Consider the following 12038-nt stretch of genomic DNA (forward strand, 5'->3'; position numbering starts at 1 on the left):
ATCTTGGCACGACGAAAGGCGGTTTCGGAATGTGGCGGATGAAACGAATATGGTTGAAATGGAGAATATCAGAAAAATACACAATTGACGATAGAACATAGAGGGTATAAATAATGCTCGCTTGACGGATGATTTGTCCCCGGCCAAAGCCAGGGAGTGTATGGATGATTCAATCGAGATTCGTCCTGAATTCAGGTGATGAGCGTGAGAGGCCGGATGGTCCGACATCTTTCGCGTTGGCGGAGGAAGCGTGGCTTCGAGCGTCCGCGCGCCTGAAGCGGTTCTCCGATCCGGGGATCGGGCAGGCAGATCGCCGACTTTTTCGAGATCCAGAGGGTATCGTTTCCGTCCTGTCCCGCTTGCGGCGGCAACAACGCTTGACGCAAAGGGAGGTCGAAACTCTGTGCCGGTTCGGAGACCTGAACCGTCCGCCGGACAAGCGTGTGCCAAACGAATGGGAAAGCGCGCAATTGTGGCATGGCGCGCTTGAGAAGGCGGCGGGTGCGATGCGTGACAAGCGAGCCGCCGCGCGCGGCATGTCGACATCGGGAAAGGATGCCGGGCATGGATAACTGGCTTGATGCCGGTCATGGCCGGCGCCCGGCGATCGTCGTCTATTCGGACAATTCGGATATGATTCTGCTGCGCCCGCTCAAACGTGGGTTTCGGCATTGTTTCGTCATGGTGTCCGTTGGATCGCTGTGGGTCATGGTCGATCCGTTAAGTCATCGGACCCTTCTGGCGGTAACGGACCTTCACGGATTGTGCGACCATTTGATCGCCCTGCATCACACGGGCCGACGCTGTCAGGCCGTTACGACGACGCCATACCCGAAGCGCGGAATCCTGCTGCGACCCTTTACCTGTGTCGAGGCCGTGAAGCGCATTCTGGGCGTGTCGGCGATGAATGTTCTCACAACGTTCCAGTTATATAAGCATAATAACAAAAACAAATTGACAACAAATATGATTAAGGGTAAGGACAGTGTGGGCTGACCGAATGTGCCTTCCGATGCTTAGTGCAGGGAAACCTGTTTGTAGATGCGTCTAAGCAAGACGGTCGGTTGGACGTTGTGAAAAGGAACAAAAGGAGAAAATAATGGGCGGTTTATTGAGCTCTCCATCCCCGGCGGCACCGGTCGCCGTACCGGAACCGGTGGATACGGAAGCGGAAGAACGCAAACGGCGGCTTGAAGATATGGATCGCCGTCGCCGGGGGCGTAGCGGAACAATCGCCACGGGCTATCGCGGTATTCTGAACGAATCCCGCGGCAGCGCCGGCAAGTCCTTGTTGGGGGAATGACCATGGATCACTCCCAACAGAACCCGCGAACGGCGGAGGCGATCTTGCGTCGGTACGAACGGGCGAAGACACGCCGGTCCGCCTGGGACGGTCATTGGCGCGAATGCTACGACTATGCCATGCCGCAACGGGATGGTGCCCTGGACGGCGGTGTGCCGGGGGCAAAGAAGACGGACAAGCTGTTCGACGGCACCGCCCCCGATGCCGTCGAACAACTGGCGGCCAGCCTGATGTCGGAACTGACCCCGCCCTGGACGCGGTGGTTCGACATCGTGCCGGGGCCGGACTTGGCGTCGGAAGAGGCCGAGAAACTGGCAGGCCCGTTGGAGGAAGTATCCGCCCAACTGCAAAGCCACTTCGACCGATCCAATATCGCCGTCGAAATTCATCAATGCTTTCTGGATCTCGTCACCGTCGGCACGGCCAGCCTGTTGTTCGAGGAATCGCCGTTGGGGGAATCGTCGGCCTTTCGCTTCACCGCCGTCCCGATGGGCGAGGCGGTGCTGGAAGAAGGGGCGGGCGGACTTCTCGACGTCAGTTTCCGCCGAGCCGAATATTCCGAAGACGTGTTGAAAGCCCGCTTTCCGAAGGCCCATATCGTCCCGGATCATGCGGCCGGCGAAATGGATGACGGGGAACGCCGGTTCGCGGTCTTGGAATCCGTTCTGCCCGATGACAAACGCGGCTATGTCTATCGCGCGCTTTTGGTCGAAGGTGGAGATCGCGGCGGGGCGGAGGCTCAGGAACTGGCGACGGGGGTGTTTCCGGCCTCGCCCTTCATCAATTTCCGTTGGATGAAGGCGCCGGGCGAAATTTACGGACGTTCCCCGGTAATGAAGGCCTTGCCGGATATCAAGACCGCGAACAAGGTCGTGGAACTGGTCTTGAAGAATGCGACCATCGCGGTCACCGGAATCTGGCAGGCGGACGATGACGGCGTCCTGAATCCGGCGACGGTAAAGCTTCTGCCCGGAACCATTATTCCGAAGGCGGTCGGGTCCAGTGGCCTGACGCCGTTGACGGCGCCGGGCAATTTCGATGTCTCCAACTTGGTGCTCGAAGATCTGCGCAATCGAATTCGGTCCAGTCTGTTGGCGGATAAGTTGGGACAGATCGACGCGCCGCGCATGACCGCGACGGAGGTCTTGGAACGGTCCGCGGAAATGGCGCGTCATCTGGGCGCGACCTATGGCAGGCTTCAGGCGGAATTGCTGTTCCCCCTGGCGCGGCGGGCCATTGCTATCCTGAAACGGCGTGGGGAAATCCCGGACATCACCCTGAATGGGCGCGAGGTCGACTTGCGTATCGTGTCGCCGATCGCCCTGCATCGGCATCGGGCGGAGGCGCAGGCCGCTCTGCAATGGTTCGAAACAATCGCCCTGTTCGGGCCGGACGCCGCCGGGATCGTGAAGGCGCAGGAGGCGGCGCGTTGGTTCGCCAAATCTTTCCGCATTCCGGAAACCTTGTTGCGGACGAAGGAAGAGGCGGCGGCACAACCCGGCGCGACAACGGGACCGGCACTGCCTTCCTCGATGGGGGCGGCGGATCAGCCGGGGTTGGCGGGGTTGGCGCCCTTGCTATCGTCCCTGTCGCCCGGCACGGCGGGAACAACCGCCCCGGAAGTTTCCGTGCCGTTTGCGGGAGGTGCCTGAAATGTCTGATCTCAGCACAGACGGATGGGCGGGGCTTGAATCCCAACGCGGTATGCCGGTCGGTGGCGCGGCGGCGTCCCGGGTCGTCAGCGGCGCGGCGCAAAGCCGGATCGATAAGGCCTTCGCCCGATGCTTTTCCGGGGATGACGGGGATATTGCCCTGCGTCACCTGCGCGCCGTTACCCTGGACAGAGCGTTGGGCCCAGGCGTCAGCGATGCGTCCATGCGGCATCTCGATGGTCAGCGCTGCCTCGTCCTGCATATCCAATCCCTGATCGAACGCGGCCGGAACGGCCCCAAATAAAGGAACATAAGATGAACAATAAAACTCAGCCAATGGCGATCCCGATGAAATTCCGTAACCCGGAAACGGGGGAGCTGAACAGCGACGCCTTGCTGCGGTCGTATTTGGAACTGGAAAAGAAGCTTGGGGCGGGCGGCGTACCCCCCAGCGCCACCTCCGGCCCCGCCTCCGCCGATTTTCCGGAACAGGAAGAACCGACTCCGGAACAGGCGGAGCTGAAAGCGTTGGGCGTGCCCGAAACGCCGGAACAGTATCGCATCGAAATCCTGGAAGATTTCTTGGAACGGGACCCGGAACTGGAGGCCGTCCTGCACCGCGCCGGGTTCACGGAGGAACAGGCGCAACTGGTTTATGATCTGGCGGCGGAAAAACTGGCGCCGCTGATGATTTCCGTCGTCCAGGCCGCCCGGGGATCCGGCGATCAGTCCCGGCTGGAAACCGAATTCGGCGGCGCCGATCGCTGGAAGGAAATGCGCCGACAGATGCGCAAATGGGGGGAACGGAATCTGCCCCCCGGCGCCGTGGAGCATCTGGCGTCGAGCTATGACGGCGTCATGGCCATTCATCGGATGATGAGCGCGGGCGACGAACCCGGTATCGCCAAGGGCGGTGAGGGCGGCGAGGGCCTCAGCGAACAGCAACTGAAACGCCTGATGATGGACCCCCGCTATTGGCGCGACCGCGACCCGTCGCTGGTCGGCAAGGTTCAATCGGGGTTCCGGCAACTCTATCCGACCGGCAACTGACGCTGGCCGTGGGACAGGCGGCGTCACCGGTCGGCGCGCCGCCGCCCGCTCTGGGTACCCTTGGGGCGGGTACAGCCGACCCTTCCGTAACATTCTTGGAAAGGACGATCATGACGGACGGAAAATCAAGCGTGCAGGTCATCGCCGATGGCCTGAAGACCCTCAACCGCGCGGAATTGGAGGAGCTGGACGCAATCATCACGCCCCGCGCGGCCATTCTGCTGACCAAAGCGTTTGGGGACGGTTTCGGTGCCATTCTGGGGCCGCTTACTGAAAATGACGGGACGGACGGCGCGCCGGCGGGGGATGCCGCCGGGGGTGCCGCCTGGGATGCCGCCGGGGCGGAAGCGGATTTGCGGGCGATGATGCAGGACCCGCGCTACTGGCGTGACCGCGACCCGCGCACCGTGCAGCAGGTCGCCGATGGCTTCCGCAAGCTCTATCCCGGGGAGGTGCAGGCGACGGCGTAACCGCACAAACGCCCCTCTCTGATCGGGGATGGGCGCTTGGGGACCGGGCGGCGGGGAAGTGTGTATCGGACATCAACCAAGTCCGGGGCCGGATCTTCCGTCAAGCACCGCCGCCCGCGTTCCGTTTCATCTCGAACGTTCCAAAGGACAGAACGCATGGTCCAGACATTCAAACTGAAGGCGCCGATCGGCAGCAGCTATGTCGTCGACCCGGACGACATCTCCAAAACCAAAAAGGCCCTGATACGGACGGGCGATTATGAAATCCCCAGCTATGGCCTGACGCCGTATCCCGATACGCCGATGTTCGACGGGCTGAAGGCGTTTCAAAAACGCAACGGCCTGACCATCGACGGCATCGCCCGCCCCGGCGGCGAGACGGAAACGATGCTGAGCCGCACACTTGCGGAAAATAGCCGCACTAACGCTGTTCAAATCAAAGGCGCCAATACCAAGGCGACCGCCCCCAAATACCGGGAGGCATCGCAGAAACCGAAACACAGCGTGCAAACCGCGGATAGCGGTCTCTTGAATTCCGATGCCTGGGCCAATCCGACCGCATGGGCGTTCGGCAAGGCTGGGAAGCAAGTAGACGGGGCCATTGACGGAACCATTGGCGGGGCCATTAAGGCGGCCCCCGATGAGATCGAAGGCGCGGCGGCGCAGTTGGTGTTGCGTGCTGCATCACCGGTCGGTCGCATGCTGGGCCTGACCAACGCGGCGGATGCCCTCGACCATTTTTTGGATGGGTCCGGTAGACCCCGCACCATCCCGCGTGACGAGGCGAGGCAGCGCTATCCCGTGATCAAAGGGGAAGGGCTGAACCGGCAGAGATTCGTTGAAGGGTTCACCAAGAACCGGCTTGCCGATCCAGAAGATGAAAATAAGGACAATATTTACGAATATCGTAGCCATCTTCTCGCCATGAAGGACGGCGATAGTCTGCAATTACCGGCGGGGCCGGATGAAGCGGACATGCCCCGCGATAGGTTCAATTCGATCACGCGGTCGGAGGAGAACTTGAAAAATTGGGAGATCGATGAAGCCCTCGCTTCCGGCAAAAGCCAGTTCAATTCCGAGGCGCAGAATGGATTTACGGCCACGAGAAGCGGCGATACGATTACAATCACGGGTGATGTTACGCATTCGTGGAAAGACCCCTACGATTTTGACGGCGGGCCCTCCAGCGCATTGCCGGAAGCCGCACGGGATCATGGCAATGCGAAAGAATACGATAACCAATCAGCCTGGAAACAGCGGATGATAGCCACCTATCGCATCCAGGATGGCCAACTGGTTCTTCAATCCGTGGACTGGTCGGATTTGGATTGAGGCGGAAATGAAACCACTGGTTATTCGATATCCTCTTTTCTGGTTGGGCGGGGCGGTGCTGATCGGCACCGCCCTGTGCATCATGCTGGTGTCCTGGGCGACCCCGCACTGGGAATGGTTCCGGGCGCATGTGCCGGTCAAGCAGTTCATTCCAGCCTGCGAATTGTATGACTTTGAAACCTCTTTCAGTGGCGTCAATGCGTTGAATTTTCTGGAAGGCGAACCGACCGAAGAGTTCTGGTCGGAACTCCGAAATGACATTAGGAAAGCGGAGTATGAGGACGAACAGATGTTCCCGGAAAGGAGCAGCCGTTCGACCATCTTCATTTCCGGGAAAGTATATACCCCGCTTTCCTGGTTCGATCCGACGCACGATACCGGTAAATACGACGACGAACCCGAAAAGCGGATGTATTATTGGACCATGAGTGTTGCATATCGCATCTATCAGAAACGGTTGGCGGCGGGGCGGTTCGACGGCGTGGATATGTCGGACTTCAAGGCGACGCCGTCTTCCATATACAACCGAGACGCCAAAACCGACCTCATGGCATTTAACGAATGCGGCTTCCTGGAAGAACTGATCATGCGCGGCGGTCGGTTCGCGGAACCTTGATTGGTGCTTTGCGAACAAATCGAAGCACCGCTGTGACGATATTTTCGAGGCGGCATTGTTCCCCTTTCTTGATTCCGCGCACCGGGTTCGTGTGAGTGGTTAGCGGGAAGGTAGAGAGATGCCGATGTTTCCGATCCATTGTGTCTAATTGTCGCACAACCACAGGCGGCGGGTCGCGGCGATCGGATTTGGTCAATTTTGTCGGCATTGTTGCGGATGATATGATTTTCAGCATCCGGTGAGGGTGGCTGTTTTTCTTTTAAAATTAACCAGATACCGCAAAATATATCACATTCATAAAAAATTAAATATTTAATGAAAATTGATCTATATCAATTTCACTTAGGTGATATTCATGCAGTTTCCTGAGTGCGTTTGTGAAAAAGGAAATAATGCATCGAATAAAAATCATAAATAACAATTTTGAGTGGTGGGGAGATGATGGGAAAGATCAGTTGGAATGACCGGCAGGGACGGTCTCTGTCTGGTGCGCGCTTCGATACCGAGATTCTGGATATCGTACCGGCCGCAGTCATGGTCTGCGACTTACCCGATTTTAAGATTTCGTATCTGAATCGAGAGTCCTACCGGCTGCTAAAATCCATTGAAGCGATCTTGCCGGTACCGGCGGACGCGGTGCTGGGACAAAGCATCGACATCTTCCACAAAAACCCATCGGTGCAGCGCTCGATCCTCAGTGATCCCAATAATTTACCTCATAAGGCGCGGATCAAGGTGGCGGCCGAGGTGATGGATTTGAGCATCGTCGCCCGTTTCGACCCCGCCGGGAAATATTTGGGGCCGGTGTTGCTGTGGAACGTTGTGACCGACGCCGTCCGGGCGGAAAACGAGGTCCAGCGGATGGCGCAGATGATCGAACAGCTTCCGATGAACGTCATGTTCCTGGATACGAAGACGTTCGATATTCAATATATGAACCCCGAAAGCCTGAGGACCCTCAAGAATATTGAGGAACACCTGCCCTGCAAGGCGGAGGAGGTTGTCGGCAGCAATGTCGATATCTTCCATAAGAATCCCGGTCATCAGCGACAGATGCTGGCAGACCCGTCGCGTCTGCCGCATCGCGGGAAGATCAAGGTCGGTCCGGAAACACTGGATCTACGGGTCCACCCGGTGATGGATCGCGACGGCGGGTATATGGGGGCGATGGCGACATGGTCCGTCATCACCCGTGAAATCGAACTGACCGAAGGTATTCTGCAGGTCGCGGACAGTGTGAACCGGGCGGCTTCGGAGCTGCAAGAAACGACCGAGATGATCTTCGGCAAGACGGAGGAGTCGAGCTACCAAGCGGACGCCGTTTCGGCGGCAACGGAACAGCTCTCCGCTTCTATACAGGAAATCTCGCGCCAAGTCGCCCGATCCTCGGACGTGTCGACCAATGCGGTGAACGGCGCGGAGCAAATACGCGATCGGATCAACGGTCTGGCGAAGGATGTGGAAAGCATCACGGAAGTGGTGGAGTTGATCACCAAGATTGCCGGACAAACGAACCTCCTGGCGCTGAATGCGACGATCGAGGCTGCCCGCGCCGGGGAGGCGGGCAAGGGGTTTGCCGTCGTCGCCAGCGAGGTGAAGGGCCTTGCGGTGGAAACGGAGCGGGCGACGAAGGGGATCGGCGACCGTATTCAGTCGATCCAGGACGCGACCACCGGTGCGGTGGATGCCATCCAGGCGATCGCTACGGTGATTTCGGAGATGAGCGAGATTTCCGCGACGATTTCCGCGGCGGTGGAACAACAGACCGCCGCCACGCGCGAAGTTTCGGGAAACATTACGGGGGTCAGCGACGCGTCGCGGTCCTGCAATCAGCAACTGGGCGGCATTCGAACGTCAATGGATCAATTGACGGAACAAGCCGCCTATCTGGACGATCAGGTGAAGGCCTTTATCGCCCATCTGGAAGGGTAGCCGTCTGTCGATGGCGGGGAATTCGACTATGGATCGACGGCTTGGCGGGATGTCGGCCTCCGGCGTCTTTGCGACCCGGCAGGGTCGCCTTATGGCTGACACGGTGTTCTGATGGGGTCGGACGAAAGCGACATGCTCGATTTCGACAAAATCGAACGAACCGTCTTGCCGCATTTGGTCAATGCCGCGTCGGAAGCCTTTGTCGTCGTCGACAGTACCTTTCGCATCGCCTATGCGAATAAGGGCGTGGAAGCCATATTCGGCTGGTCGGTCGACGAATTGCTGGGCCAGAATCTGAATGTCCTGTTGCCAAAGCAGATTCGGGAACAGCACCCGGCCTATATGCGCGAATTCGCCCGATATGGGGCGGCGTCACGCACCATGGCGGAACGGGTCGAAGTACAGGGACTGCGCCGCAGCGGCTGCGTCTTTCCGGCGGAGGTGTCGATCGTCGCCGAAACCCTGGAGGGCGTTCCCTATTTTGCCGCGATCGTCCGGGACGTGACCGAACGTCGGATGAAGCAATATGCGCTGGAGCGTAGCGAAACCCGCCTGAAGAATGCCCAGAAGATAGCCGGTATGGGCAATTGGGAATTGGACATCGAAACCTGGGACCTGACTTGGTCCAGGGAGGCCTCGGTGATTTTCGGTGTTTCCCCCAAGACCCGGTCGGGGTCGTTTTCCGGCTTTCTGCGGACCGTCCATCCGGATGACCGGGATGCGGTGAGGGGCGCCATCCGGGCGGCGACGGAAAAGGGCTGGGAATATTCCCTGGATCACCGCGTCGTATTGCCGAACGGGGAGACGCGCTATGTCCATGGTCAGGCGATCCTCGTCAAGGGACACGGCGACAGGGCCGATTTTCTGGAAGGGATCGTGCAGGACATCACTGAAAGGCAACGCAATGCGGAGGCCCTGCAGCAGGCGGTCTATGCCGCTGTGGAGGCGAATAAGGCAAAGGACCGGTTCCTGGCGACCATGAGCCATGAATTGCGAACCCCCCTCAACCCGATCATCGGTCTGGCGGAGGTGATGCAGGGCGAGATGATGGGACCGATCGGGAGCGATGTTTACAAAGGCTATGCCGGGGATATCGCCAAATCGGCGACGCATCTGCTGGTCCTGATCGAAGGCATCCTGGACGTGTCGCATTTCGCCCTGGAAGGGATCGAATTGCGGGAGGAGGAATTCGGCATCGAAGGATTGCTGAACGAGGCGATCAAGGCGACCGATCTCGACCGCCTGAAAGGCATGGGGCGGGTAACTCTTCGGGACGACACTCGGATCTGCAGTCTGTTTGCCGACCGGCGGCGCTGCTATCAGATGCTGACGAATATCCTACGCAATTCATTCAAATTCTCCCGGCCCGGGACGCCGATCACCGTGACCCTGTCGCATGACGGCAGCGGGTTCGCGATCGTTGTTGAAGACCGCGGTGCCGGCATCCCGGCGAGTGCCTTGCCCACGATCGCGGATCCGTTCGTGAAACTCGCCGATCCGGGACAGGCGAAATCGTCTTCCGGCGTGGGGCTGGGACTCTATATCGTCAAACAATTGATGGAAGCCCATGGCGGGGAAATGGAAATAGAAAGCACCGTCAATGTCGGCACCAAGGTGAAGTTGATCTTCCCGACCTGGCGCGCGCGTCACGACGCCATGAGGGGAGCCGGCGCGTAAAAGCGCAGCCTCTTTCCCGACGCCGCGGTTTCCGTTATAAAACCTTGTCCCAGAAGGGATGAAGCGTACACAGTCGAACGGCAGAAGGCCGGAGAACATGCGCGTGATCGTCATTCCCGAACGTTGCCCCGAAACCAATCCGGGGACCGCCTGATGTGCGGTGTCGCCGGATATATCGGAACGGCCCTGCCGGATGCGGCGGCGCAGGCGCGTGCCTTCGCGGCCATGGCGCATCGCGGGCCGGATAATCGCGGCGCGCGGGTCGCGTCAATCGGCGACACAGGGGCGGCGCTGTTGATGCATACGCGTCTGGCGATCATCGACCCCGATCCCCGATCCGCTCAACCGTTTGAAGCCGACGGCTGCATCCTGTCCTATAACGGCGAAATCTATAATTATCTCGAACTGCGTGCTGCGTTGGAGGCGCTGGGCCATGCCTTCCGTACCGACAGCGACACGGAAGTCCTGCTGCATGCCTATCTGGAATGGGGGGCGGATTGCCTGGACCGGCTGGAAGGCATGTGGGCGCTGGCCATCCTGGACACACGGTCGGGGAAGCTGCTGCTGTCCCGCGATCGGTTCGGGGAAAAGCCGCTCTATCTGTATCTCCGGAAAGACGGCTTGTACTTCGCGTCGGAGGTGAAGGAACTGGCGGCGTTGAGCGGGGATACCTTCGCGGTGAACGAGGACCGCGTGCACCGTTTCCTGGCACATGGCTATCGCGCGCTGTTCCGCGACCGATCCTGCTTTTTCGATGGGGTCGACCTGTTTCCCGCCGGGCACTACGCCTGGACCGATGCAGCCGGGGCAGCGGAGCCCATTCCCTATTGGCAACCGCGTTTCGCGCCGGTGGAGATGTCGTTCGAGGAAGCGGCCGACCGCGCCGTCGAAGAAATCGACCGGGCGATCCGCATCCGGCTTCGGTCCGATGTGCCGATTGCGATCAGCCTGTCCGGGGGCATCGACAGCAATGTGCTGGCCGGGATCGCCGTGCACCGTCACGGGCAGCGCCTGCATACCTTTTCGATGCTGGAGGCGGATGCCGCCTTCGACGAAAGCGCGGCGATCCGGCTGGCGGCGGAAGCCTTGGGCACGCCGCATCACGAAACCCGCGTCGAAAGCGCCGGGTTCCTGGATCGCCTGTCCCGCATGATCCGAAGCTATGACGGGCCGGTCCCGTCGTTGGGCATGTATCTGGACGGGTTCCTATCGGAAGCCGTGGCGGCGGAAGGCTACAAGGTTCTGATCAACGGCAATGGCGCGGATGAGGTCTTTGCCGGATACTATGACCACTACCTTTTCTGGCTCGCGGGGCGCGCGGCGGAGGGCGCCGATTTCGATGCGCTGACAGCCGAATGGAAAGCGTCAATGGGCGCGCATGTCCGCAATCCTCTGCTGGCCAATCCGCGCGCCTTTATCGATGCGCCGTCGGAACGGGGGCACCTGCATCTGAACGCGCCGACTGTCGCGGACTATCTGAAGCGCCCGGTCGCCGGGACGTTTGGCGAGACGCCCTATTGCGACGATCTGCTGCGCATGCGGATGCTGAACGAATTGTTGCAGGAAAGCGTGCCGATCCTGACCTGGGCCCATGACAGCCACTATATGGCCCATTCCATCGAAAACCGCGCCGCCTATCTGGATCGCGGTTTGATCGATTTCATGCTGACGGTGCCGTCGCGGCACCTGATCCATGACGGCTTCACCAAGGCCTTGCTGCGCCGCGCCGGGGAAGGTGTCGTGCCGCCGGAAATCCTGCATCTGAAGAAAAAGACAGGGTTCAACGCGCCGATCGCGTCTCTGCTGAACCGCGCGGACGCCGATGTGCGGGACCGTTTGCTCTCGGACAGCCCGTTCTGGGACTTGGTGAACCGCGACGCGGCCGCCCGTCTTCTGGACCCGGCGGTCGATCATGCGGGATTGGACAATTTTCTGTTTTGCCTGACATCCGCCAGGCTGTTCTATGAAACATTCGTCGATTGACCTAGAGGACTGAAGGAGAACCT

At 59.7% G+C, this 12038-nt stretch carries 12 protein-coding genes; all 12 read left to right on the top strand.

All coding sequences use genetic code 11. From position 1 onward, the window contains the following. Positions 1-164: 164 nt before the first annotated feature. The 12 genes from HH303_RS15305 to asnB all read left to right on the top strand — a co-directional run bounded on the left by HH303_RS15305 (position 165) and on the right by asnB (position 12015). The gene (locus HH303_RS15305) at positions 165-572 is read left to right on the top strand and encodes a hypothetical protein (RefSeq protein ID WP_169626238.1); all 408 of its coding nucleotides are present in this window, start codon (positions 165-167) and stop codon (positions 570-572) included. Beyond that, entirely contained in the window at positions 565-996 is a 432-nt protein-coding gene (locus tag HH303_RS15310; protein WP_169626239.1) for a hypothetical protein, read from the top strand. Before HH303_RS15305 ends, HH303_RS15310 begins: the two co-directional genes overlap by 8 nt. Positions 997-1099: 103 nt before the next feature. Beyond that, positions 1100-1303: a hypothetical protein gene (locus HH303_RS15315; RefSeq protein ID WP_169626240.1), complete on the top strand. Its 204-nt coding sequence runs from the start codon at positions 1100-1102 to the stop codon at positions 1301-1303. A 2-nt stretch (positions 1304-1305) separates the two neighbouring features. After that, on the top strand, positions 1306-2955 hold the full coding sequence (locus HH303_RS15320; RefSeq protein ID WP_227421845.1) for a portal protein: 1650 nt from the start codon (positions 1306-1308) through the stop codon (positions 2953-2955). Position 2956: 1 nt separating this feature from the next. After that, the gene (locus HH303_RS15325) at positions 2957-3259 is read left to right on the top strand and encodes a Bbp19 family protein (RefSeq protein WP_169626242.1); all 303 of its coding nucleotides are present in this window, start codon (positions 2957-2959) and stop codon (positions 3257-3259) included. 11 nt (positions 3260-3270) lie between these two features. After that, positions 3271-4005, top strand: a complete 735-nt coding sequence (locus tag HH303_RS15330) for a capsid assembly protein (RefSeq protein WP_169626243.1) — start codon at positions 3271-3273, stop codon at positions 4003-4005. Between the two features lie 110 nt (positions 4006-4115). Continuing rightward, positions 4116-4475 (top strand): hypothetical protein, encoded by a 360-nt coding sequence (locus tag HH303_RS15335; RefSeq protein WP_169626244.1) that lies wholly within the window; start codon positions 4116-4118, stop codon positions 4473-4475. Positions 4476-4631: 156 nt separating this feature from the next. After that, positions 4632-5807: a hypothetical protein gene (locus HH303_RS15340; RefSeq protein ID WP_169626245.1), complete on the top strand. Its 1176-nt coding sequence runs from the start codon at positions 4632-4634 to the stop codon at positions 5805-5807. Between the two features lie 7 nt (positions 5808-5814). Then, positions 5815-6423: a hypothetical protein gene (locus HH303_RS15345; RefSeq protein ID WP_169626246.1), complete on the top strand. Its 609-nt coding sequence runs from the start codon at positions 5815-5817 to the stop codon at positions 6421-6423. 438 nt (positions 6424-6861) lie between these two features. Beyond that, the gene (locus HH303_RS15350; RefSeq protein ID WP_169626247.1) at positions 6862-8355 is read left to right on the top strand and encodes a methyl-accepting chemotaxis protein; all 1494 of its coding nucleotides are present in this window, start codon (positions 6862-6864) and stop codon (positions 8353-8355) included. Positions 8356-8487: 132 nt separating this feature from the next. Beyond that, a complete protein-coding gene (locus tag HH303_RS15355) occupies positions 8488-10032 on the top strand; it encodes a sensor histidine kinase (RefSeq protein ID WP_169626248.1) in 1545 nt (514 codons plus the stop codon). 153 nt (positions 10033-10185) lie between these two features. After that, entirely contained in the window at positions 10186-12015 is a 1830-nt protein-coding gene (gene asnB / locus HH303_RS15360) for an asparagine synthase (glutamine-hydrolyzing) (RefSeq protein ID WP_169626249.1), read from the top strand. Positions 12016-12038: the final 23 nt, after the last annotated feature.

This window comes from Pacificispira spongiicola (assembly GCF_012926505.1).
Lineage (GTDB): Bacteria > Pseudomonadota > Alphaproteobacteria > UBA8366 > Aestuariispiraceae > Pacificispira > Pacificispira spongiicola.

Bases quoted from the DNA above. Each gene is read 5' to 3' on its own strand.
- asnB (WP_169626249.1), top strand. From the start codon at position 10,186: ATGTGCGGTGTCGCCGGATATATCGGAACGGCCCTGCCGGATGCGGCG.
- HH303_RS15325 (WP_169626242.1), top strand. From the start codon at position 2,957: ATGTCTGATCTCAGCACAGACGGATGGGCGGGGCTTGAATCCCAACGC.
- HH303_RS15320 (WP_227421845.1), top strand. From the start codon at position 1,306: ATGGATCACTCCCAACAGAACCCGCGAACGGCGGAGGCGATCTTGCGT.
- HH303_RS15315 (WP_169626240.1), top strand. From the start codon at position 1,100: ATGGGCGGTTTATTGAGCTCTCCATCCCCGGCGGCACCGGTCGCCGTA.
- HH303_RS15355 (WP_169626248.1), top strand. From the start codon at position 8,488: ATGCTCGATTTCGACAAAATCGAACGAACCGTCTTGCCGCATTTGGTC.
- HH303_RS15310 (WP_169626239.1), top strand. From the start codon at position 565: ATGGATAACTGGCTTGATGCCGGTCATGGCCGGCGCCCGGCGATCGTC.
- HH303_RS15350 (WP_169626247.1), top strand. From the start codon at position 6,862: ATGATGGGAAAGATCAGTTGGAATGACCGGCAGGGACGGTCTCTGTCT.
- HH303_RS15305 (WP_169626238.1), top strand. From the start codon at position 165: ATGATTCAATCGAGATTCGTCCTGAATTCAGGTGATGAGCGTGAGAGG.
- HH303_RS15345 (WP_169626246.1), top strand. From the start codon at position 5,815: ATGAAACCACTGGTTATTCGATATCCTCTTTTCTGGTTGGGCGGGGCG.
- HH303_RS15335 (WP_169626244.1), top strand. From the start codon at position 4,116: ATGACGGACGGAAAATCAAGCGTGCAGGTCATCGCCGATGGCCTGAAG.
- HH303_RS15330 (WP_169626243.1), top strand. From the start codon at position 3,271: ATGAACAATAAAACTCAGCCAATGGCGATCCCGATGAAATTCCGTAAC.
- HH303_RS15340 (WP_169626245.1), top strand. From the start codon at position 4,632: ATGGTCCAGACATTCAAACTGAAGGCGCCGATCGGCAGCAGCTATGTC.